The organism is Pseudomonas tohonis (assembly GCF_012767755.2).
Taxonomy (GTDB): Bacteria; Pseudomonadota; Gammaproteobacteria; order Pseudomonadales; family Pseudomonadaceae; genus Metapseudomonas; species Metapseudomonas tohonis.
In genome coordinates this window covers 6,264,862-6,286,256 of sequence record NZ_AP023189.1, presented here as the reverse complement: position 1 = coordinate 6,286,256, position 21,395 = coordinate 6,264,862, and the positions used below count along the sequence as shown (strand labels likewise).

Genomic DNA, 21,395 nt, shown 5'->3' with positions numbered 1-21,395 from the left:
CAACCATGATCCCTGACGTCATGCTCGGCGGCATTCCGCTGAAGGGCTGGAGCGGGCCTGTGTCGCAGGAGTATTCGCCGATTGGCGGATCGACTGTGGTGCGCCGCTCCGGCGGTGCGGCGGTGAAGATGCAGCACTGGCGGAAGATGAGCGTCAGCCTGCGCGGCAGCGGGTGGATGGGCCCGGGGCTTTCGGCCTTGGACTTCAGCCAGCCGCTGGAGCTGCGCTGCACGAAGCAGCTCTCGATCAGTACCACCTCGCTGACCGGCTCCATCGTCGGCACGGCCCGGCCGGACAAGGCGCCATGGGCGCTGGCGCTGCTCGGTCGCGATTGGGTGACGACCCCGGTCGCCATGGCCGGCAATGCCTTCACCATCACCGAAGTGACGGGCGCCACGCTCTATCAGGTCTGCTGGATGCCGCAATTCACGGTGTTCTGCGAACCGCCGCCGGAGTCCATGGACCCGCAGGCCAACACCCACGACTGGACCATCACCGCCGAGGAAGTCTGATGCAACTGAATGGCTCGCCGCTCAACGGGGCTCCGCTGAACGGCGGCCTTGCTGTGGGCGCTCCGCCGGCGCCGGTGACGATTGATCCTGTGGTGTCGGTGCTGTGGTCGGTTCGGCTGATGCTCAACGGTGTGGACTCCAGCCACCTACTGGCGGGTTCCATCAGCATCCAGAGGGAGGAGGGCGCGCGCTGCATCGCCGACTTCGACCTGCAGTTCCTGGGCGAGGCGGTGAACCCTGCCAGCTACCAGGGCCAGAAGGTCGAGCTGTCCTTCATGGTCTGGAACGGCGCCGGCTGGGATGTGGCGCTGTGCTTCCGGGGGCAGATCACCGGCCCGCAGTTCAACCTGCAGACCCGGGTGCTTTCCTGCGAGTGCAGCGACCGCCTCAATGAGATCGTCGAGGCCATGGACGTGGCGGGCATCGACGCCATCACCGGCGGCCTGTGGTCGGCGGATGTGTTCGAGGAGGTCGAAGGGCGCTCGCGCTGGGACTATGCATCCGAGCGGATGAGTACCCGGCCGGCAAGCCTGCAGCTCAGCCTGGAAGGTGCCCTGCAGGTGACCGAGTGGGCTCCGACTCCTGAGCCGCACTTCATCGTCCCGGCCGGCGCGGTGCTGTTCGAGTCCATCGAGTGGATACCGGTGGAGCTGAGCGAGCGGATCAACGTGGTGGAGATCGAGGGCGACTATCGGTTCCCGCGTCTGCGCGAGCGCCACCAACCCTTCTTCTGGGAGCACCCGGCTTTCGTGGGTCTCACCGAGATCGACGGCTTCTGCTTCAACTGGCGGCACGACGGCACCGAGATGCCCGACATTGCCATGGTCACCCAGGCCAGCGAGACGGCGGGCTATCAGGCCATCATCAACGCCCAGTGGGACCGGCTTCCGCCTTCCGGGGCGGGCGCGCTGTGTACACCGCCCTCAGCCTGGCGCAACGACTACCCGGACCTGCTGGTGCGCGCTACCTGGGACAGCGCCATGCGCTGGGTTCAGCCGGTGACGGAGCAGTACAAGCTCCGCATCGAGGCGCCGGCCAGCGTGGCCCAGGCGGGCGAGGTGATCGACCGCGAGCGGGTGGCGACCGAGACCGAGAGCGACCGCGCTGACTCCTTCGAGGATGCCGTGTTCACCGGGCCGGATGCCGATGCGGTGCAGGACGCCCTGGGCGACTGGGTGGTTGATCTGCGCGAGGACGAGCGCCGGGCCCAGGCCCTGAGCTGCCTGATGCACGTAGGCCGCGTGAAGATCCTCGGCGCCCACCGGGGAAACCGGTTCGGCTACCAGCTCCCGACGGCGGACTGCCTGGCTATTCGGCTGGAGCACACCGGGCGGGTAGAGGACGTGATCCTGGGGCGCAACATCGTCTGCCAGGCGCGCATGTTCAGCATCGCGCATGAGTGGGACCTGGACAGCGGCTCGGCCATCACCTCGATTCAGTTCGCGGTGAGCCAGGGCGGCGGTGATGACACCGACCCGCTCACCGTGCCGGGCGCCCCGGCCAGCACGCCATCCGGCGATGTGCCGGTGTTGATCCAGCTGCCGACCCAGCTCTCCGGCCATGTCGACAGTCCGCCCTACGACGAGGACCTGCTCGGGTTCTCCGGCAACTACACCAACTACAACTCGACACAGGACCCGTTCGAGCGGCGCTTCGACCTGGAAGCACCGGAACAGCCCGCCGACCACCGAGACGAGTACGAGGTGGAGCAGGCGCAGACCTACCGAGTCGCTGTGCCGAACGACCTTCTGGAGCTGTAAATGACCCTTGCCCAAGAACGCGCCGCTATCCGCGCGGGGGTGAACTCGTCCCGAGCGAGCTCGCTGAAGCGCGACCTGAACAGCCTTGAAACCAGCCGGCGCCGCACGCAGGAACTCAACACGCTCGAGCGCAAGGGACTGCGCCCGGCGACCCGGGGGCGCGGCGTGTGGGTTGAGCCGGCTGCTACTGGCGGAACAGGGGAGGGCGTGGCCTGGCCCCTGACCGAACAGACCACGGTGGATGTCGACGGCGACACGGTGCCGGACCGCACCTATTACGCCGACCTGGTGCTGACCACCAGCGAAGGGATTTTCACCTTGGAGATTCCGCCGGTGCACATCATGAAGTTCCGCGACGCGGACAACGTGGCGGATCACCAGGTGATCCTGGCGGAGCCGAAGCGATGATCAACATCGGAGGAGTCCCTACCGACAAGGTCAACGTGTGGGGCTGGTGCTGGCATGGACTGATCCGGCCGGCCGACAACCCGAGCCAGGGTGAGATCGTTCTGCCCAACGGCCAGACCAAGGAGCACCCTCTCACCGGCAGCACGAACTACCGCATCTACGTTCCCGGCACGCCCGCAGTGGTGCGCACCCCGGAGCAACAGGCAGCAGATGAGGCAGCAGGGCGGCAATGGTGGAACGAGGCGATCCTGAGCGGAACCGGCCTCTACGGCCAGGACCTGGGTGGCTGGCTCTACTGCTCGCCGGACGGGACGCGCTGGATCATCAACCTGGAGGGCGCCCAGGCGCGCCGCATGGGCGAGTTCGGCAAGCCTCCGCAGACCAAGGCCATAACGGTGACCTGGCCGGCGGACAACGGGCAGAGCACCCCGAGCCTGGATTTCGGCGAGGGCGAAGCTCCGGTGTTTCAGTGGCCGGTGCCGATCGACATCAGCAGCGATGGGCGCAAGGCCATCCTGATGCTGTACATGCGCGACGTGGCCTACGGCCCGCTCGAACGGCCCATGCCGGTTGGGTTCCTGCTGGTGGAGGTCACCGGCGGCGCCGCTACGCCGTTCGCCGCCAACATCACCGTGCTCTTCACCCGGGCCGAGACGCTGGGTACCTCTGGCTACACCTCCGACTTGGTGGTGGAGCACGACGGCACTGGCAACCCCATCTCGGCGAACGGCACGGAGACGCGGGAGATCATCGATCGGATCTGGGCGGCCTGGTTCAACGAGTCAGGGCTACCGATTCCGTGCCTGCTGTACCGGCGCGAGGAGGCGGAGCAGCACATGACCGTCGACGGCGGCACGAAGCGGTCGCGCTTCCTCTGGCAGCTGAAGGTCGACAGCACACTGGCCTGCGAGGCGGACCTGGCCAGCCTGTTCAATGAGTCGCCGCCGGGGAGCATCACAGCCTTTGGCACCCTCAACGGGGAGACGATCTACAGCCAGACCTTCTCCGGCGAGGAGTCGCCGGTGGACGCGGTCGGGCCGCTGACCCTGCGCGAACGCCTGATGCCACGCGACTCCATCGGCGGCGTCCTGGCCGGGGATAACTCGGACATCGTCGCCTACAGCAACAACCTGGTAGGCCTGTACGTGCGCCTGCAGGAGACCGGTTCGGCGCAGCCCGAGCACCGCTACATCGGCGCGGCCTGCCCGACGACGCCACTGGCGCCGCTGCTGATGAACGAGAACCACCAGGGGACGATCGTCACGTTCCCCGACCGGAACCGCCTGTATGGGCCCAGGCCCTACTGCGCCTGGAACCCTGTAACCCATGAAGCCTCTGCCCTGTCGGCAGGGATCGTAGGATGGATCTGATGGCCAAACCCCAGTTCGTGAACAACTGGACTGCGTCGCTGCAGGCCGAGCTGGCGAGCGACGCCACCAGCATGATTATCGAGACCGACCGTGCCGCGCTTCTCTCCGGGTTGGCCGTGGGCGACTACTACATGGCGACCCTGGTGGGCGTCGATGTGGCGGGCCAGGAAAACGCCTGGGAGATCGTGAAGATCACCGCTAACGCATCGGGCGTGCTGACCATCGTCCGCGCCCAGGAAGGGACTGCCGCCAGGCTCTGGCCGTCCGGCACTGTCGTGAGCGGCCGCGTTACTGCTGGTCTGCTCGCTCAGCTCCGTGACGCCGGTGGTGGCACGGGGCCTGGTGGTGGCATCGAGGAGGTGAACGACGATGGCCGCCTCCACCTGCGGCGCTTCGAGGAGTGGGTCAGCGTTCCGGTGTTCGAGATCCCGGAGGACGCTTGGACCGATAGCATGCCGGTTACCTTCACCAGTTCCACCGCGCTTATCATGAGCGGCACGCTGGTGATGGTCCCCTATGTGGCGCCTCACGATATGACTGTCGACCAGATGTCCGTGATCGTCACAAGCGCTGCGTCGGGCACGTCGGCGATGCTGAAGGTCTACGAGTCGGACATTAGTGGCTGGCCCGGCTCTGGGCTCCCAAGCGCAAACGGATTGGCCTCGATGGGCAGCACCGGCCAGGCCGTAGCCACCCTCAGCATTCCGGCCGAGCTGTTAGGCGGCCGGCGCTACTGGTTGGCAGTGCACACCAACGGCATGCCCCAGCTGCGCGCCTCTACTGTCGGCGCTCCGGTGCTGGGCGTGAGCGCCGACGGCAACAGCCGCTATTGCTCGCTATCGCGTTCGGTGTCCTGGGCTACGGGGGCGCCAGACACTTGGGAGTTTGTCCGCACCGACCTTTCCACTACCAACCCGCCGCTCATCCGCCTGCACCGCGCCGCCGGCGCCTGACACCCCTGACACAAGGAGTAGCCAGCATGACGCCGGCCCGCCTAGACCTGCCCATCATTCCGGGCGCCACCCTGCAGCAGCCGCTCCTGCTGATGCAGCCGACCTACACCTACAAGACGATCACGGCGATCCAGACGACCGCGCCGCTGCGTATGACCGTGCCAGGCCACGGCCTGCCCGGGGAGTGGATGACCTGGTGCGAGGGCATCCAGCAGGGCCAGGGGCTGAACCTCGACAAGGCCACCACCGTGGGCCGCATGACCCGCGTCGTCGACGCCGATACTGTCGAGTTCAACGACATCAACGGCCTGGGGCTGAGGGCGTCTGGCGGCGTGCTGGTCTTCCAGCTGCCGGTGGACCTTACCGGCATGGTGCCGCAAGTCGAGATCCGGGGGGAGGGCGCAGATCCGATCGTGCTCACGCTGGGCGCTGGGCTGACCGTAACCGGCCTGGGCCAGCTGATGATGGTGCTAACCCCCGAGCAGACCGCCGCCATCACCTGGACGCGGGGCGAATGGGATCTGGACCTCACCTACACCGACGGCCGCGTGGAGCGCTGGCTGCGCGGCGAGGTGGTCGTCAGCAGCGGGGGAGGGTGCTGCCATGGCTGACACCTCGCCCGCTGTAGTGGTGGCGCAGCCGGTGGTGATCGTCACCGAGCCCCGGCGAGCCCCGGTCGCGGTTGTTGCTACCGGGCCGCAAGGTCCATCCGGCCGTGACGGCGCCCCTGGCGGAACGACCTTCCAGTGGGATCAGACCATCGCTCTGGCGGTGTGGACCGTCCCCCACAACCTGCAGAGATTCCCCAGCGTCACCGTCGTGGACCATCTCGGCAACCGGGTAGAGCCAGACGTCACCTACATCGACGACAACATTGTCCAGATCACCCACGGGCGGCCGGAGATCGGCCGAGCGTATTTCAACTAGGAGCACCTTATGAAGCATACGAACACGCTAGACCTCAACGGCTTCAAGGCCATCAACCTCGCCGACGGGGTGAATCCGCAGGACGCGGTGACCCGCTCCCAGCTGGATGCGGCAATCCAGGGCTTTGCCTGGAAAGCTCCGGTGCGCGCGGCCACCACGGCGAACATCACGCTGTCCGGCACCCAGACAATCGACGGCGTCGCCCTGGTGGCCGGCGATCGCGTGCTGGTAAAGAACCAGTCGACCGCATCGGGTAACGGCATCTACCTGGTGGCCTCCGGCAGCTGGACCCGTTCGACCGATTTCGACACTGCCGCCGAGATGCTGGGCGCTGCTGTTTTCGTGAGCGAGGGTGCCACTCAGGGAAACCAGCAATGGAAGATGACCACCGACGCCCCCATCACGGTAGGCACCACGGCCATCGTATGGGAGCAGGTCGGAGGCGGTTCGAGCTACACCGCCGGCAACGGCATAACCATTACCGGCGGCGTCATCGCGGTCGATACCTCCGTCACTGCGCGCAAGATGTCGGCCACCATTGGCGACGGCACGGCCACTACCATCACCGTCACCCACAACCTGAACACCCAGGACGTCGTCGTCAGCGTGCGCGAAACCGCAACCAATGCCGGCGTGATCACGGACTGGGTCGCCAACACCGCCAACACCGTGCAGCTGACCTTCGGTACGGCCCCAACCTCCGGGCAGTACCGGGCCACGGTGATAGGCTGATGCGCTTCACCGGCGCAGTCGATGAGGCGCCCATCCTCACTATTGCATCGGCCGCGACGACGGACATCGGCGCGGCCCGGGCAAACATGCTCCGGCTCACCGGAAGCGCCGCCATCGCCTCGTTCGGCAGTGCTCCATCGGGCACGATGCGATGGATATGGTTCGACGGGATGATGTCGATCACCTACAACGCGACGGCGATGATTCTGCCCACGCTGAGCAGCATCTGGACGGCGCCTGGAGATACAGCGACGTTCGTATCCTTAGGCGGTGGTAACTGGCGATGCCTTTCTTACAACCGTGTAATTGGCTGGCCTATCGCTGAGAACGGGTTCGGCTACAACCAGTCCTGGCAGGACATGACGGCTAGCCGTGCTCTGTCAACCACATACACGAATGGCACTAGCAGGCCGATTGCGGTGAGTGTCTGGGCTACAGCTACCGGCCTGAATGGCAACCTATCCGCTGCAGTGGGAGGGGTGACTATCGCCCTGGGGAATCAGGCGCATGTTGCGGGGGCTGTTGCATGTGTTTCGTTTGCGGTCCCGCCTGGCTCCACGTACAGCGTCAGCCAGGGCGGCACTGCACCGATAAACAAGTGGATGGAGTTACGTTGATGCATATCCAGGCACGTAATCCTGCGACCTCTGACGTCTTCGGATATGACGATCCAGAGGAAATCCCTTCTGGCTATATCCGCCTGACTGAAGAAGAGATTAACGTCAGGTTGAGGCCAGCCTTGAGTCTGGAACAGATCCAGTCCCTGCTCACGGCAGTAGTCCAAGCCCACATGGATGCAGAGACCCGCACGCGTGGCTACGACTCCATCCTCAGCCTCTGCACCTACGCCACCAGCACTGTCCCCAGGTTCCAGGCCGAAGGCCAGGCTGGTGTCGTGTGGCGTGATGCATGCTGGCAGCTGGGCTACGACCTCATCGCCCGTGTGCGCGCCGGCGCGGCGCCCATCCCCACTGAGGCGGAGCTGCTGGCCATGCTGCCGCCGATGAAGTGGCCAACCACCGAAGCCGACTGAGCCCCGCTACCGAGCGGGGCTTCTTCTTTCTGGAGATCACCATGGATCTACAACAGGTCCGCCGGGAAATCATTGCCCCGGCGTTTTTGCTGCTGCCTGACCGTATGGCAGGGAAAAAGGCCGAGGTGATGCTGCTGGCCATCGGGCTGCAGGAGAGCCGCTTCCTCCACCGCCGGCAGATCAACGGGCCTGCGCGGAGCTTCTGGCAGGGGGAGAAGGGCGGCGGCATGGTCCACGGCGTACCGCGCCACGTGGCCACCATGCGCACCGCCGCGAAGGTGCTAGAGGCCCGGGGCGTTCCCCCGACCGATGACGCCATCTACGCCGCTATCGAGACCGACGACATCCTGGCCTGCTGCCTGGCGCGCCTGCTGCTCATCACTGACCCCATGGCCTTGCCGGAGATCGGGGCGCCGCGGGCGGCCTGGGAGATGTACCTGCGCACCTGGCGACCCGGGAAGCCGCACCCTGATACCTGGCCCGCGCTCTACCAGCAGGCCGTGGAGGCGGTGCAGTGACCGCCCTGCAGGTTCGTCTGCTGGCGTTCGTGGTCGCCGGCGCCATAGCGGCCGCCAGCGGCGCGCTGGTGAATGGCTGGCGCTGGGAGGCGAAACTGGCCGCGGCCAACCAGATGCACGCCGACGCCCTGGCCGACATCGACCGCGCCACGGCGAGGAAGCTGCAGGCGCAGCATGAGCAGCAGGTGGCCCTACAGCGCCGCCTGGAGCTCACCGAACAACAGCACTACCAGGAGCTTGCACATGCCCAGGAGAACACTGATCGGCTGCGCGCTGATCTCGCTGCTGATCGCCAGCGGCTGCTCGTCAAGGTCCGAGGTCCGGCCAGTTGCAGTGGAGTGCCCGCCGCCCCCGGCGCCGCCGGCGTGGATGATGGAACCCAGTACGCCGAGCTTCACCCAGCGACTGCAGCAGATCTTGCCGCCCTCGCCGGAGATGCAGACCGCTGCGCCGTGAGGCTGAATGGGCTGCAGGCGTGGGTGCGAGAGGTCCACGGGAATTCCCATGGACCTAAGGCCGTCAGCGCAAAACCATGATGCTTTATGTGTGCGCCTGGTCGCCTGAATCGTCTGCAGCTTTGAGCGGCTGATGGATAGGGGTCACTGTGGCGGCGGGCTTCGCTTTCGCAGTCAGAATCTTCTGCATCTCGTCCTTTGGCGGAAAGATTGGACCGATAGGGGCGTTGGCTGGGTTGGCGCGATACTTCTCAACGACGGACTCTCCGCACCATTCTTTAGTGAGACGGATCAGCCCCTCATAAGCCCTCTGATCTGCCTTCTGAGCCTCAACGATCAGGTGGAAATTGCGACGTTCAAGGCCCTCTAGGATGCTGCTGAAGCACTCCCTGAGGAGGCAGTCGTCCAGGTCTCGAAAGTTAATCCCCTGGGCTAGGAATTCGTAGTAATTGAGGATGTACACCGAACCGTCTATGGCTTCCCTGAGATCATCCGGGACATCCATATCCTTGAACTCATCCTTGTTCGGATCGACTCGCCACTCAGCCAATTCGGGAGCCATGGCGGCCGCGCGGAATGCTTTATTCATGTTCCTGGATTGGGCCTGGTACTCAGCGCTGGTTCGCGACGACATGATGATGTTCAGCGTGTGAGTCCTTCTGGCACCGGCGGCATTTGTTATCGACTGGATCCACCAGCCCATCCCAACGAACACCCCGGTAACCAGAATGGACAGGGAAGTCTGATAAGCCTCCTGATAGCGGAGAACCACATAGCTGGAAATGATCACCAAACACACGATCACGCTGAAAAGCGGAAGCATTTCGCGGGTGTCCGGGTACTTCTTCAGAATGAGGGAGTACGCCGATAGCCCCAGGCAAGCCGCCGCCGCTATGACGATCGCGAAATCGATCCAGCCCAAAGAAAATGGCAAGGTGATGTTTGCCGTGTGAAAGAAGACGCGTGCAACAACGCCGATAACAAAAGCCGAAAACGCTGTGCCGATGAAAAATTTGCTCATAATTTGCCCCTACCCTGAGACATTAAAAAAGGCCCGATTAGGGCCTTTTCAAGGTTTTACCTTGTGAGAACTATTAGCTTTCGCCGAAACCTACGCTAGCCATCTGGTGCACTCCCTATTTAGTAAGTCTAGTTACTACATCCCCACCCCAGGGGTACGGCCCACCCAAAGAGGGGTGGGAGCTCATGAATCTTGACACTGCTCTTGGCGGAGTGTTCGCCTTCGCGACGATCACAATCGGGGTGTAGCTAGTGGGACGCCATTAGTCAACCGACCGCCACACGACTCGCCTCGTCGCATTACTTTCCCAAACGGACATGCACTATGCCATAGCGGTCAGGGTTGCGGAACTAGGCAGTCATCACCTAGACGAGCGGCATACACACCCATTCTGCGTAAGAATTTATCCACATCCGTGCTTGAGTTGTACGCCAAATTGTACGTTTCAGGCACAAAAAAAGGCTACGCGGATGCGTAACCTTTTGATTTTGTTGGTGCCGGCACCAGGAATCGAACCCGGGACCTACTGATTACAAGTCAGTTGCTCTACCAGCTGAGCTATACCGGCAAGGGGCGGCCATTATAGCGATTGGCTGGGCTGAGTAAACCACCTGATGGTGCTGCTCAGAATCAGAAGGCGTGGGCTTATGCACAAGTGTGAGGTTTTTGGCACGGGAGTACCCGCGATCTGTGATCTGGGTCGCGGAATGGCGTAACTGGCTGTTTTTCTGATGATTTATTTTTTGCTCAAAAAGCGATCAATTCTCAGCAGGCCTTGCCCGGATGGGCGTTCGGGCAGTTGCTCATAAATCATCAACAAAGTTATCCACAGGTTCTGTGGGCAAGTCGCTGCGCTCCGCGAGCAGCAGGAGGTTGCGGGGGGTGAGGCGGTGTTCGCAGAAGCGGCCGGCCTGCACTTGGTAGCCGCGTTCCTGGAGGAACAGGGCGCGGTCGAGCAGCAGCCAGACCTCCAGCGGACGGCGGAAGAGGGCGCGCAGCAGTTCGAGGTTGCGCACCTGGGCCAGGCGTTCCCGGCCCTGGGCTTCCAGCCGATCCCAATCGCGTGAAGCGGGGGTGGCCAGGCCCTTCAATTCGGCGAGGTCGTGGCAGTAGCGCTCGAAGGGTTTCTCCAGCCAGCTCACCGGTAGCGAGGGCGTGGGCAGGTAGAGGTCGATGCCGCGCTGCTCCCGCTGCAGCAGGTCGAAGGCCAGGCGCCTGGCCATGGACTGGTCGCGCTGGCGACGGACGCGGGCGCCGGCGGTGACGGTTTCGCTCTGCACCAGGCGCAGGTCGCGACGGTCCGGTCGCAGGCTCGAGCCCTGCGCGGCGGTGGACAGGGGGCGGTACTGCGCCTCGTCGATGCGGTTGTAGCAGCAAGGGGCCACGGCCAGTTGTCCACAGCCCTGGTCGCTGGCCAGGTGCAGCAGGCGTACGTGAAGGTCGCCGCAGGCATGCAGGGCGATGGCGGTGTGTTCGGGTCGCAGCTGGGCGGCGGTGTCGCAGGCCATCACGTCCTGCAGCCGATGCGATGCGTCGATCCCGAGCCGGTCGCTGAGGCGCTGGCCGTCTTCCACCAGCAGGGGGTCGAATTCCAGGCAGGTGAGCGTCGCATCAGGGTGGGCCAGGCTGCGCCCCAGGTGGCCCTTGCCGGCACACCAGTCGAGCCAGTGACGGGGCGCCTGGCTGAACCGCAGGCTGCCGGCGAAGGCCTGGATCTGCTGCCATTTGCGCCCGGGTACGTCGAGGCATAAGGCGGACGGCCACTCGCGTGCTGGGGCCGGGTCGAAGGCGCCGATGTCGGCCAGCTCGCGCGAGCGGCCGGCCAGCCCGGGGAAGGGCGCAGGCGCATCGGGCAGCTGCAACAGACCATGGCTGGCTTCCGCCTGCTCCAGGCTGCGGCTGCGAAGCCAGCGGGCGAGATCGGGCAGTTCGTCTTCCCAGCCCAGGCGCAGCTCGGTGAAAGGCTCCGGGTGCCACAACGGGTAGCCGTGGCTGAGGAACTCATCCAGTGCGGTGAAGCGTTCGAGCAGCAGGGGCCCCTGAAGGGGCGCGGGGCTTGGCATGGCGAGGGGGACGACGGCGATCGGGTGCGCAGTATAGCGCCGCCCCTCGTGACGAGGGGCGGCGGGAGGTCAGCGGCCCTGGCTGGCGTCGACGCGCAGCCAGCGCTCGAGCAGGCGGAAGCCGCGCACGAGGAGGAAGGCGATCACCAGGTAGAACATCCCGGCAGCGAAGAAAATCTCCACCGGCAGGTAGGTGCGGGCAATGATGGTGCGGGCCATGCCGGTGAGTTCCAGCAGGGTCACGGTGCTGGCCAGGGCGCTGGCCTTGAGCATCAGGATCACCTCGTTGCTGTACGCCGGCAGGCCGATGCGCGCGGCGCGCGGCAGCACGATGTGCACCAATGTCTTGAACTGCGACATGCCCAGCGCCCGCGCGGCCTCGATCTCGCCCGGCGGGATGGCCTGGATGGCGCCGCGGATGATCTCGGCGATATAGGCCGCCGTGTGCAGGGTCATGGTGATGACCGCACACCAGAACGGGTCGCGCAGGTAGGGCCATAGCGGGCCCTTGCGCACCAGGTCGAACTGGGCGAGGCCGTAGTAGACCAGGAACAGCTGGACCAGCAGCGGTGTGCCACGGAAGAAGAAGATGTAGCCGTAGGGCAGCGCGCGCACGTACCAGTGGCGCGAGGAGCGGGCGATGCCCATGGGCAGGGCGAGGATCAGCCCGGCGACCACGGCGATGGCCACCAGCTCCAGGGTCAGCAGCGCCCCGTCGAACAGGCGCGGCAGGTATTTGACGATCACGTCCCAGTTCATGCCGCGCTCCTCTTGAAGCCGCGTCCGGCGCGTTTTTCGAGCCAGTGCATGCCGATCATCGCGAGGATGGTCAGGCCCAGGTAGATGAAGGCCGCCACCATGTAGAAGGTGAAGGGCTCCTTGCTGGCGGTCACGGCGATCTGCGAGCGCCGCATGATTTCCTCGAGGCCGATCACCGAGACCAGCGCGGTGTCCTTCATCAGGATCATGAACAGGTTGCCCAGGCCCGGCAGGGCGATGCGCCACATCTGCGGCAGGATCAGGCGCCAGAGGATGCGTCCGTTGGACATCCCGAGCGCCAGGCCCGCCTCACGATGCCCCTTGGGGATGGCTAGGATGGCGCCGCGGAACACCTCGGTGGCGTAGGCGCCGAAGCACAGGCCCAGGGCGATGGTGCCGGCGGCGAAGGCCGACAGCTCCAGGCCGGGCACGCCGATCTTCTCGCCGATGGCGCGCATGAGGTTCACGGTGCCGAAATAGATCAGCAGGACCCAGAGCAGCTCGGGCACACCGCGTACCAGGGTGGAGTAGGTTCCGCCAAGCCACTGCAGCGGCTTTTTGGGGGAAGTCTTGGCCAGGGCACCGAGCAGGCCCAGCACCAGACCGAGCGACAGCGCGCAGAGCGCCAGCTTGATGGTCATGAGGGTGCCGGCCGCCAGGGCGGGGCCGAATCCGTAGAGGTCGAGGTTCATCTGCAAGGCTACTGCTGGGGACCGGCGCCGCGTGGGCGACGCCGGTCAGGCGGGCATCAATAGATGCTGAAGGGGAAGTACTTGTCGTTGATCTTCTTGTAGGTGCCGTCAGCGACGATTTCCTTCAGGGCCGCGTTCAGCTTCTCGCGCAGCGGGTCGCCCTTGCGCACGGCGATGGCGATCTTGTCGTTGTCGAACACCGGTTCGCCCTTGAATTCGAAGCCTTTGCCGGCATCGCTCTTGAGCCATTCCCAGTTGACGAACTTGTCGGCCAGGACGCCGTCGAGACGGCCGGAGGACAGGTCCAGGTAGGCGTTCTCCTGGGTGTCGTAGAGCTTGATGTCGACGACGTCGGCCATGTTGTCTTCGAGCCAGGTGCCGGCGATGGTGGCGCGCTGGGCACCGATGACCTTGCCTTTCAGGCTGGCCTTGTCGGTCTTGAAGTCAGCGTCCTTGGGAGCGATGAACTGCAGCTTGTTGGTGTAGTAGGCGTCGGTGAAGTCGACGGCCTGCTTGCGTTCCTCGGTGATCGACATGGAGGCGGCGAGGAAGTCGAATTTCTTGGCGTTCAGGGCCGGGATGATGCCGTCCCAGTCGGAGGTGACCACTTCGCACTCGGCCTTCATCTTGGCGCAGAGGGCCTGGGCGATCTCGACGTCGAAGCCGCCGACCTGGCCGCTGGCGTCGATCAGGTTGAAGGGCGGGTAGGCGCCTTCGGTGCCGATCTTGAGTTTGTCGGCGGCGACGGCGCTGGTCCCGAAGGCCAGGGTAGCGGCAGCGGCCAGCAGGATCTTCTTGTAGTTCTTCATGCGATGTTGCTCCGTGTTTAGCGATTGCTGGACATGAATTGTTTACAGCGCGCCGAGTTCGGGTTCTCGAACACCTGCTGGGGCGTCCCCTGCTCTTCGACCAGGCCCTGGTGGAGGAAGACCACCTCGCTGGACACCTGGCGGGCGAAGTTCATCTCGTGAGTCACCAGCAGCATTGTCCGGCCCTCTTCGGCGAGCGCGCGGATCACGTTAAGCACTTCTTGTACCATCTCGGGATCGAGCGCCGAGGTGGGTTCGTCGAACAGGATCACTTTAGGCTGCATTGCCAGGGTCCGCGCGATTGCCGCGCGCTGCTGCTGGCCGCCGGAGAGCTGGGCGGGGTAGACGTGGCGCTTGTCGGCGATGCCGACCTTGGCCAGCAGGGCCTCGGCTATTTCGGTGGCCTCCGCCTTGCTCTGGCCGAGCACGCGGCGCGGCGCCTCGATGATGTTGTCGAGGACCGTCATGTGCGGCCACAGGTTGAAGTTCTGGAACACGAAGCCGATCTCGCTGCGCAGGCGGTTGATCTGCCTGCTGTCGGCGGCGACCAGTTCGCCCGTGCGGGCGGCTTTGAGCTTGAGTTCTTCACCGGCGACGATGATCTGGCCCTGGTGGGGGTTTTCCAGCAGGTTGATGCAACGCAGGAAGGTGGACTTTCCGGAACCGGAAGAGCCGAGGATGGAAATGACGTCACCGTCACGGGCGGTAAGGGAGATGCCCTTGAGCACTTCAAGATCGCCGTAGCGTTTGTGCAGGTTGCGGATTTCTAGCGCGGGCGTGGCCTCGGCCATGGGGGTTCCTCTTATTGTTCGGATGCGCTCCGGCTGCGATCGGCCTTCCTGGCGAAGGAGGCCAACCTAGCATAGGCCCCAAGGGGCGCCAAGGGCGGTACTGGCACCGCGCCGGCTCGCTTGTGGGGCTTGTCGCATGGATGCAGTCGATTGTCGCGCAGACGCAAGAAAAGACGGTTTTTGCCTGGGTCCGGCGCAAAGGCGGCGCACCCTGCGCGCAAACCCCTGGCAATTCCAGTGCCAGGCAGCTCGTGCGCGGGGCGTCTCAGCGGGCCTTGCCGCGTCCTTCCAGCAGGCTGGCGACCTTGTCGCGCAGCTCGTCGATGGAGAAGGGCTTGGCGATCATGTCCATCTGGGTGGCCAGTTCGCTGCCATCGATGCTGACGATCTCGGCGTAGCCGGTGGCGAACAGCACCCGCAGGCCCGGGCGCAGCTCACGGGCCACGGCCGCCAGCTCCTGGCCGTTCATGCCGGGCAGGCCGATGTCGGTGAGCAGCAGGTCGATCTCGGTGTCGCTGCGCAGGATCGCCAGGGCCTGCTGGCCGTCGCAGGCTTCCAGCACCTGATAGCCGAGCTCGTCGAGCACCTCGACCGTCAGCATGCGCACCACGTCGGCGTCTTCCACCACCAGTACGGTTTCGCGGCTGGGGGCTGCCGTGGACGGCTCGATTGGGTTCTGTGTGTGTTCCGACAAAACGGGACCTCGCGGTAAAAGAAGACTGACACAGGTGCCTTGGCCGACGCTGCTCTGCAGGCGGATCTGGCCTCCGGTCTGTTTGACGAAGCCATATACCATGGACAGCCCCAGCCCGCTTCCCTGACCCAGTGGTTTCGTCGTGAAGAAGGGCTCGAAGGCGTGGCTCAGTACCCGCTCGTCCATGGCCCGCCCGGTGTCGCGGACCTCCAGCAATAGATGGCCCGCAGCGGCATCTTCGGCCTCTTCCGGCGCAGCCTCCGGGGCGCTGGCGCGGATCAGCAGCCGGCCGCCGTCGGGCATCGCCTCGCGGGCGTTGTCCACCAGGTGCTCCAGCGCCTTGCGCAACTGCTCGGCGTCGCACAGCACGCTGGCGGGTAGCTCTTCCACCTGCAACTCCAGCTCGACCGCAGGGCCTGCCCGTTCCGCCAGGCGCTGTCGATGGGCGGCGAGCAGGGTTTCCAGGCGTACCGGCTGGATGTCCAGGGCTTGCCGGCGGGCGAAGGAAAGCAGGTTGTGGGTCAGTGCGGCACCGCGCTCCGCCGAATCGGTGGCAGCGTCGATGAAGCGCTCCAGGTCCCGGCGCGCCTCGTCGGGCAGGCGCCGGCGGATCAGGTCGAGGCCGACACGGATGCCGGCCAGCAGGTTGTTGAAGTCGTGGGCGATGCCGCCGGTGAGTTGGCCGACCGCCTCCATGCGCTGGGCGTTGCGCAGCGCTTCTTCGGTGCGCTGCAGCACCTCGACGGTGCGTTTTTCCTCGGTGATGTCGTGGCCGTTGCCGTACTGGATGTCGTTTTCCGGCGTGGCACTCCAGGACAGCCAGCGGTAGCTGCCGTCGCGGTGGCGCAGGCGGTTCTCGAAGCGCCAGATGCGCTGCCCTTCGGCCAGCGCCTGGCGGGTCTGGTCGGTGCCGGGGATATCGTCCGGGTGCTCCAGCCAATGTGTCGTGCGGCCCAGCAGCTCCTCCTCGCTCCAGCCCAGGGTGGCGGTCCAGGCCGGGTTGATGCTGAGCAGGCGCCCCTGCTGGTCGGCGACGCAGAGCAGGTCCTGGCTGAGGTTCCAGATACGGTCGCGTTCCAGGGTGCGCAAGTGCAGGCGCTGCGCTTCCTCGGCGTGGCGGGCGCTGCGTTGCAGATCGTTCGCCAGGCTGCCGGCGAGATCGTCGAGGAAGGCGCTGTAGCGCTCATCCAGCTGCAGCCGGGGGCTGATGCCGCAGACCAGGAAGCCCAGCGTCCCGGCTTCACCCTGCGGCTCCAGCAACGGCAGGATGCGTGCACGGGTCACCGCCTCCGGCCAGGGGGCGAGCGGCAGCGCCGTGGCGAGCGTGCAATCCCGCGCAGGCATGCCGATCGACAGGGCCCAGGGCCCCTCGGTATCGCCCGTGGCGATCGTCGCGGGGGCCAGCGGGCTGTCCGCTTCGAGCCCGCAGCGCATGGCCAGCCGGGCACTGCGACCGTCCCCGTCGAGGCGGTAGAGCAGGCAGAAGGGCAGGTCTGCGCCCGCCATGGCCAGCATCGTCTGGGCGATCTGGCAGGTTTCGTCGGGGCTGGCGGCGTTGCGGGTACTGCTGCGCAGGTCGCTGAGCAGGCGTACGCGGCGGTTCTCCAGCACCTGCGCGGTGGTTTCGATCACCGTGTTGAACAGCCCCACCGGGCGGCCGTCGGGGCCGAAGATCGGGCTGACGTTGTAGTTGAAGTAGCACTCCTCGACATAGCCGAAGCGCTGCATCGGCAGCAGCCCGTCCTCGGTGTGCACGGCGATGCCGGTCTGCATGATGCCGTCGAACATCGGCTCGAGCGTGTCCCAGATGTCCGACCAGGCCTCCCGCGCCGGCCGGCCCAGGGCGGCGGGATGCTTGTCGCCGGGAATCGCGCTGTAGGCGTCGTTGTAGAGCAGGTGGTAGTCCCGGCCCCAATAGATGCAGACGGGAAAGCGCGCGTTGAGGCCGACGCCGAGGATCGACTTCAGGGGCCCCGACCAGCCCTCCAGGGGGCCCAGCGGCGTGGCGCTCCAGTCGTGGGCGCGTATCAGCGGAGCCATGGCCCCGCTGCTGGTGAGGAAGTCGCCCGCTGCCGCAGGCCCGACGCAAAGGTCCGGCGGCGTCGCCTGCATGGGCTGGAGATGTCCGTTTTGGCTGGCTTCCATCGCTTTCATTCGAGGCGCATGCGCGCAATCCGGAGCGGGATAACTTTGAAATGGGCGGCCGGAAAAAATTCCCTTTTTCTTGATGAACCTTTTTCCCGCTCCCCGTGTTCCAAGCGGAACCCTGACACTTGGTGTCGATTTGCCATGTGACGGGGGTGATTGGTTAAAGGGTACGGGCGCATTACCATGCGAAACCCTTCGATATCCCCAATAGATCGGTGATTTTAGGCACCAGGCCAGGGAACCCCCAGATGACTCACGAAAATTCCACCGACGAGAAGAGTTTCCGGCGCATTCTCGCCCGCAACGTCGCCCTGCCGCTGGGTGTCGGCGTGCTCGGGGCCATGCTCTTCGTGGCGCTGATTTCCTACCTGCTCTACGTGCTGAGCTGGGTCGAACACACCGATATCGTCATCAGCAACGCCAACGACGGCCTGCGCCTGTCCGTGGACCAGGAGTCGGGCCTGCGCGGCTACCTGATCTCCGGCAACGCCGCCTTCCTGCAGCCCTACGAGCAGGCGCGCCCGCGCATCAGGGCGGCCATGGCCGGCCTGCGCGAGATGGTCAAGGACAACCCGCCCCAGGTGGAGCGCGTGCGCACCATCGAAGCGCTGCAGGAGGAGTGGGATCGCTTCGCCAAGGAGATGATTGAGCGCAAGCGCAACGGCCTGGACGTGGTGGACACCGTCAGCGAAGGGCGCGGCAAGCAACTGGTCGACGGCATCCGCGAGCAGTACCGCATCTTCATCAACCTGGAGCGGCAGCTGCGCCACGAGCGCAACGAGAAGGCCAGCGATACGGCGATCCTCACCATCGTCCTCTACCTGCTCTTCAGCCTCAGCCTGAGTGGCCTGCTGGCCTACTTCGGGCGCCGCGAACTGCTCTCGCTGTCTTCGACCTACAGCGCTTCCATGGAGCAGCAGCGGGCCCACAGCGAGCACCTGCAGCGCCAGGCCTGGCTGCGTGACGGCCAGGCGCGGCTCTCCGAACGCATCATCGGCCAGCAGACCCCGCCGGTGCTGGGGCGCAACATGCTGGAGTTCCTGGCCGGCTACCTCGACATGGCCGTGGGCGCGCTCTATGGGCGCGACGAGCATGGCGGCCTGCAGCGCGTCGCCACCTACGGCTTCTCCCGCGAGCAGGAGGCACGCGAGCAGAACTTCGGCAGTGCCGAGAGCCTGGTGGGCCAGGTGGCCATCGAGAAGCGCGCGCGTGCGCTCGATGCCCTGCCGGCGGGCTACATCAAGGTCAATTCCGGGCTGGGTGACGTCGAGCCGCAATCCGTGCTGCTGGTTCCGACCTTCAGCGATGGCGAGGTCAATGGCGTCATCGAGCTGGGCTTCCTCAGGCGCCTGGAGCCCCGCGACAGTGCGCTGCTGGAAATGATCGCCAGCAACCTCGGTACCGCCCTCGAGGCGTCCCGCTACCGCCAGCGCCTGCAGGCGGTGCTGGAGGAGACCCAGCAGCTCAACGAAGAGCTGCAGGTGCAGCAGGAGGAGCTCAAGACCGCCAACGAGGAGCTGGAGGAGCAGTCCCGCGTGCTGCGCGAGTCCCAGGCCCACCTGGAGACCCAGCAGGCCGAACTGGAGCAGACCAACGAGCGCCTCGGCGAGCAGGCCCAGGAAATGGCCGCCCAGCGCGACGACCTGGACGAGAAGAACAACGCACTCAACCAGGCGCGCCTGGAGCTGGAGGCCCGCGCCGAGGAGCTGCAGCGCGCCAGCCGCTACAAGTCCGAATTCCTCGCCAACATGTCCCACGAGCTGCGCACGCCGCTCAACAGCTCGCTGATCCTGGCCAGGCTGCTGGCGGACAACCAGGCGGGCAACCTCAACGAGGAGCAGATCAAGTTCGCCGAGTCCATCTACTCCGCCGGCAACGACCTGCTGAACCTGATCAACGACATCCTCGACATCTCCAAGGTCGAAGCCGGCAAGCTCGACGTGCGCGCCGAGAACTCCAACGTCCAGCGCCTGGTCGAGGGCCTCAAGGGGATGTTCCAGCCGCTGGCCGACGAGAAGCACCTGGCCTTCCACCTGGACATCGACGCCGACGCGCCGACCGTGCTCTACACCGACCGCCAGCGCGTCGAGCAGATCCTCAAGAACCTGCTCTCCAACGCCTTCAAGTTCACCGACCACGGCGCCGTCGGCCTGCGTGTCAGCCGCGCCCAGGGCGGCATCGCCTTCGCCGTCAGCGACAGCGGCATCGGTATCCGCAGTGACCAGCTCGAGCCGATCTTCGAGGCCTTCCACCAGGCCGACGGCACCACCAACCGGCGTTTCGGCGGCACCGGCCTGGGGCTGTCCATTTCCCGCGACCTCGCCGAGCTGCTCGGTGGCTCCATCCTGGTGTCCAGCGAGCCGGGCAAGGGCAGCCTGTTCACCCTGCTGCTGCCGGAAACCTACCAGAGCCGTGACGAGGCCGAGGCCGGGCCCCTGGCGCTGGTCGAGCGCCCGCCGGTGGAACGCCAGGCTCCGCGCCTCGCCCCGCCGCCGGCCCAGGAGGCGCCCCGCGCCGAACCCATCCCCAGCTTCCCCGATGATCGCGGCCTGGCCGAGCTGGGCGGGCGCTGCGTGCTGGTCATCGAGGACGAGCCCAAGTTCGCGCAGATCCTCTACGACCTGGCCCATGAACTCGGCTACCGCTGCCTGGTGGCCCATGGTGCCGACGAGGGCTACCAGCTGGCCGACGGTCATTCGCCGGACGCCATCCTCCTCGACATGCGCCTGCCGGACGAGTCCGGGCTCTCGGTGCTGCAGCGCCTGAAGGGCAATCCGCGCACCCGCCACATCCCCGTGCACGTCATTTCGGTGGAGGACCTCAGCGAGGCGGCCCTGCACCTTGGCGCCATCGGCTATGCGGTCAAGCCCACCACCCGTGAGCAGCTCAAGGATGTGTTCGGCAAGCTGGAGGCCAAGCTCACGCAGAAGGTCAAACGCGTGCTGCTGGTGGAGGACGACGCCCTCCAGCGCGACAGCATCGCCCGCCTGATCGGCGACGAGGACATCGAGATCACCGCCGTCGAGTTCGGCGAGCAGGCCCTCGAGCTACTGCGCAACACGCTGTTCGACTGCATGATCATCGACCTCAAGCTGCCGGACATGCAGGGCAACGACCTGCTCAAGCGCATGGGCAGCGAGGACATCTGCTCCTTCCCGCCGGTCATCGTCTACACCGGGCGCAACCTCACCCGCGACGAAGAAGCCGAGCTGATGAAGTACTCGCGCTCTATCATCATCAAGGGTGCGCGCTCGCCCGAGCGGCTGCTGGACGAGGTCACGCTGTTCCTGCACAAGGTCGAGTCGGAGCTCTCCAGCGAGCGGCAGAAGATGCTCAAGACCGCGCGCAGCCGCGACAAGGTATTCGAGGAGCGGCGCATCCTCCTGGTGGACGACGACGTGCGCAACATCTTCGCCCTCACCAGCGCCCTGGAGCAGAAGGGCGCGCGGGTGGAGATCGCCCGCAACGGCCGCGAGGCCATCGACAAGCTCGACGAGGTGGCCGACATCGACTTGGTGCTGATGGACGTGATGATGCCGGAGATGGACGGCTACGAAGCCACGCGCCTGATCCGCCAGGACGCGCGCTGGGCCAAGCTGCCGATCATCGCCGTCACCGCCAAGGCGATGAAGGACGACCAGGACCTGTGCATGAAGGCCGGTACCAACGACTACCTGGCCAAGCCCATCGACCTGGACCGGCTGTTCTCGCTGATCCGCGTGTGGCTGCCGAAGCTGGAGCGCATCTGAG

20 protein-coding genes and 1 tRNA gene are annotated in these 21,395 nt (G+C 65.5%); 13 read left to right on the top strand and 8 right to left on the bottom strand.

The genetic code is table 11. The features are described from left to right. Positions 1-5: 5 nt before the first annotated feature. From HSX14_RS28795 to HSX14_RS28740, 12 genes are all read left to right on the top strand, one after another. Positions 6-512, top strand: coding sequence for a hypothetical protein (locus HSX14_RS28795; RefSeq protein WP_175384287.1), 507 nt, complete (start codon positions 6-8; stop codon positions 510-512). After that, complete coding sequence (locus HSX14_RS28790) at positions 512-2,272, top strand: hypothetical protein (RefSeq protein WP_173180437.1); 1,761 nt, start codon at positions 512-514, stop codon at positions 2,270-2,272. The genes HSX14_RS28795 and HSX14_RS28790 overlap by 1 nt, the downstream gene beginning before the upstream one ends. Next, entirely contained in the window at positions 2,273-2,680 is a 408-nt protein-coding gene (locus HSX14_RS28785; protein ID WP_173180436.1) for a hypothetical protein, read from the top strand. Beyond that, on the top strand, positions 2,677-4,050 hold the full coding sequence (locus HSX14_RS28780) for a hypothetical protein (protein WP_173180435.1): 1,374 nt from the start codon (positions 2,677-2,679) through the stop codon (positions 4,048-4,050). The genes HSX14_RS28785 and HSX14_RS28780 overlap by 4 nt, the downstream gene beginning before the upstream one ends. Next, positions 4,041-5,003 carry a hypothetical protein gene (locus HSX14_RS28775; RefSeq protein ID WP_175384286.1) on the top strand — a complete coding sequence of 321 codons (963 nt, stop codon included), beginning with the start codon at positions 4,041-4,043 and terminating at the stop codon, positions 5,001-5,003. Before HSX14_RS28780 ends, HSX14_RS28775 begins: the two co-directional genes overlap by 10 nt. Positions 5,004-5,029: 26 nt before the next feature. Then, positions 5,030-5,614 carry a hypothetical protein gene (locus HSX14_RS28770; RefSeq protein WP_175384285.1) on the top strand — a complete coding sequence of 195 codons (585 nt, stop codon included), beginning with the start codon at positions 5,030-5,032 and terminating at the stop codon, positions 5,612-5,614. Then, entirely contained in the window at positions 5,607-5,930 is a 324-nt protein-coding gene (locus HSX14_RS28765) for a hypothetical protein (RefSeq protein WP_173180443.1), read from the top strand. The genes HSX14_RS28770 and HSX14_RS28765 overlap by 8 nt, the downstream gene beginning before the upstream one ends. Before the next feature lie 9 nt (positions 5,931-5,939). Next, positions 5,940-6,662 (top strand): head decoration protein, encoded by a 723-nt coding sequence (locus tag HSX14_RS28760; protein WP_173180444.1) that lies wholly within the window; start codon positions 5,940-5,942, stop codon positions 6,660-6,662. Then, positions 6,662-7,279 carry a hypothetical protein gene (locus HSX14_RS28755; RefSeq protein ID WP_173180445.1) on the top strand — a complete coding sequence of 206 codons (618 nt, stop codon included), beginning with the start codon at positions 6,662-6,664 and terminating at the stop codon, positions 7,277-7,279. The genes HSX14_RS28760 and HSX14_RS28755 overlap by 1 nt, the downstream gene beginning before the upstream one ends. A 122-nt stretch (positions 7,280-7,401) precedes the next feature. Next, on the top strand, positions 7,402-7,695 hold the full coding sequence (locus HSX14_RS28750; RefSeq protein WP_173180446.1) for a hypothetical protein: 294 nt from the start codon (positions 7,402-7,404) through the stop codon (positions 7,693-7,695). Positions 7,696-7,736: 41 nt separating this feature from the next. Further along, the gene (locus tag HSX14_RS28745) at positions 7,737-8,213 is read left to right on the top strand and encodes a hypothetical protein (RefSeq protein WP_173180447.1); all 477 of its coding nucleotides are present in this window, start codon (positions 7,737-7,739) and stop codon (positions 8,211-8,213) included. Next, the gene (locus HSX14_RS28740; protein ID WP_173170934.1) at positions 8,210-8,749 is read left to right on the top strand and encodes a lysis system i-spanin subunit Rz; all 540 of its coding nucleotides are present in this window, start codon (positions 8,210-8,212) and stop codon (positions 8,747-8,749) included. The genes HSX14_RS28745 and HSX14_RS28740 overlap by 4 nt, the downstream gene beginning before the upstream one ends. 4 nt (positions 8,750-8,753) lie before the next feature. Here HSX14_RS28740 and HSX14_RS28735 read toward each other — a convergent pair whose 3' ends face one another. The 8 genes from HSX14_RS28735 to HSX14_RS28700 all read right to left on the bottom strand — a co-directional run bounded on the left by HSX14_RS28735 (position 8,754) and on the right by HSX14_RS28700 (position 17,537). Then, entirely contained in the window at positions 8,754-9,689 is a 936-nt protein-coding gene (locus HSX14_RS28735; RefSeq protein WP_173170936.1) for a DUF4760 domain-containing protein, read from the bottom strand. Between the two features lie 492 nt (positions 9,690-10,181). Then, positions 10,182-10,257, bottom strand: a tRNA-Thr gene (locus tag HSX14_RS28730). A gap of 235 nt (positions 10,258-10,492) precedes the next feature. Next, on the bottom strand, positions 10,493-11,752 hold the full coding sequence (locus HSX14_RS28725; protein WP_173170938.1) for a methyltransferase: 1,260 nt from the start codon (positions 11,750-11,752) through the stop codon (positions 10,493-10,495). Between the two features lie 69 nt (positions 11,753-11,821). Beyond that, positions 11,822-12,511, bottom strand: coding sequence for an ABC transporter permease (locus HSX14_RS28720; protein WP_173170940.1), 690 nt, complete (start codon positions 12,509-12,511; stop codon positions 11,822-11,824). Continuing rightward, positions 12,508-13,203: an ABC transporter permease gene (locus HSX14_RS28715; RefSeq protein ID WP_173170942.1), complete on the bottom strand. Its 696-nt coding sequence runs from the start codon at positions 13,201-13,203 to the stop codon at positions 12,508-12,510. Before HSX14_RS28715 ends, HSX14_RS28720 begins: the two co-directional genes overlap by 4 nt. Positions 13,204-13,259: 56 nt before the next feature. Then, positions 13,260-14,012 (bottom strand): ABC transporter substrate-binding protein, encoded by a 753-nt coding sequence (locus tag HSX14_RS28710; protein ID WP_021218649.1) that lies wholly within the window; start codon positions 14,010-14,012, stop codon positions 13,260-13,262. 17 nt (positions 14,013-14,029) lie between these two features. Then, the gene (locus HSX14_RS28705) at positions 14,030-14,803 is read right to left on the bottom strand and encodes an ABC transporter ATP-binding protein (RefSeq protein WP_173170944.1); all 774 of its coding nucleotides are present in this window, start codon (positions 14,801-14,803) and stop codon (positions 14,030-14,032) included. A gap of 265 nt (positions 14,804-15,068) precedes the next feature. Next, the gene (locus HSX14_RS28700) at positions 15,069-17,537 is read right to left on the bottom strand and encodes a hybrid sensor histidine kinase/response regulator (RefSeq protein ID WP_173170946.1); all 2,469 of its coding nucleotides are present in this window, start codon (positions 17,535-17,537) and stop codon (positions 15,069-15,071) included. A gap of 356 nt (positions 17,538-17,893) precedes the next feature. On the opposite strand from HSX14_RS28700, the gene HSX14_RS28695 reads away from it, so the two are divergent. Further along, positions 17,894-21,394 (top strand): response regulator, encoded by a 3,501-nt coding sequence (locus HSX14_RS28695; RefSeq protein ID WP_173170949.1) that lies wholly within the window; start codon positions 17,894-17,896, stop codon positions 21,392-21,394. The last annotated feature ends 1 nt before the right edge of the window (position 21,395 follow it).

Coding starts and splice junctions, on each gene's coding strand:
- HSX14_RS28795 (WP_175384287.1), top strand. CDS start 6: ATGATCCCTGACGTCATGCTCGGCGGCATTCCGCTGAAGGGCTGGAGC.
- HSX14_RS28790 (WP_173180437.1), top strand. CDS start 512: ATGCAACTGAATGGCTCGCCGCTCAACGGGGCTCCGCTGAACGGCGGC.
- HSX14_RS28785 (WP_173180436.1), top strand. CDS start 2,273: ATGACCCTTGCCCAAGAACGCGCCGCTATCCGCGCGGGGGTGAACTCG.
- HSX14_RS28780 (WP_173180435.1), top strand. CDS start 2,677: ATGATCAACATCGGAGGAGTCCCTACCGACAAGGTCAACGTGTGGGGC.
- HSX14_RS28775 (WP_175384286.1), top strand. CDS start 4,041: ATGGATCTGATGGCCAAACCCCAGTTCGTGAACAACTGGACTGCGTCG.
- HSX14_RS28770 (WP_175384285.1), top strand. CDS start 5,030: ATGACGCCGGCCCGCCTAGACCTGCCCATCATTCCGGGCGCCACCCTG.
- HSX14_RS28765 (WP_173180443.1), top strand. CDS start 5,607: ATGGCTGACACCTCGCCCGCTGTAGTGGTGGCGCAGCCGGTGGTGATC.
- HSX14_RS28760 (WP_173180444.1), top strand. CDS start 5,940: ATGAAGCATACGAACACGCTAGACCTCAACGGCTTCAAGGCCATCAAC.
- HSX14_RS28755 (WP_173180445.1), top strand. CDS start 6,662: ATGCGCTTCACCGGCGCAGTCGATGAGGCGCCCATCCTCACTATTGCA.
- HSX14_RS28745 (WP_173180447.1), top strand. CDS start 7,737: ATGGATCTACAACAGGTCCGCCGGGAAATCATTGCCCCGGCGTTTTTG.
- HSX14_RS28735 (WP_173170936.1), bottom strand. CDS start 9,689: ATGAGCAAATTTTTCATCGGCACAGCGTTTTCGGCTTTTGTTATCGGC.
- HSX14_RS28725 (WP_173170938.1), bottom strand. CDS start 11,752: ATGCCAAGCCCCGCGCCCCTTCAGGGGCCCCTGCTGCTCGAACGCTTC.
- HSX14_RS28720 (WP_173170940.1), bottom strand. CDS start 12,511: ATGAACTGGGACGTGATCGTCAAATACCTGCCGCGCCTGTTCGACGGG.
- HSX14_RS28715 (WP_173170942.1), bottom strand. CDS start 13,203: ATGAACCTCGACCTCTACGGATTCGGCCCCGCCCTGGCGGCCGGCACC.
- HSX14_RS28710 (WP_021218649.1), bottom strand. CDS start 14,012: ATGAAGAACTACAAGAAGATCCTGCTGGCCGCTGCCGCTACCCTGGCC.
- HSX14_RS28705 (WP_173170944.1), bottom strand. CDS start 14,803: ATGGCCGAGGCCACGCCCGCGCTAGAAATCCGCAACCTGCACAAACGC.
- HSX14_RS28700 (WP_173170946.1), bottom strand. CDS start 17,537: ATGGCTCCGCTGATACGCGCCCACGACTGGAGCGCCACGCCGCTGGGC.
- HSX14_RS28695 (WP_173170949.1), top strand. CDS start 17,894: ATGACTCACGAAAATTCCACCGACGAGAAGAGTTTCCGGCGCATTCTC.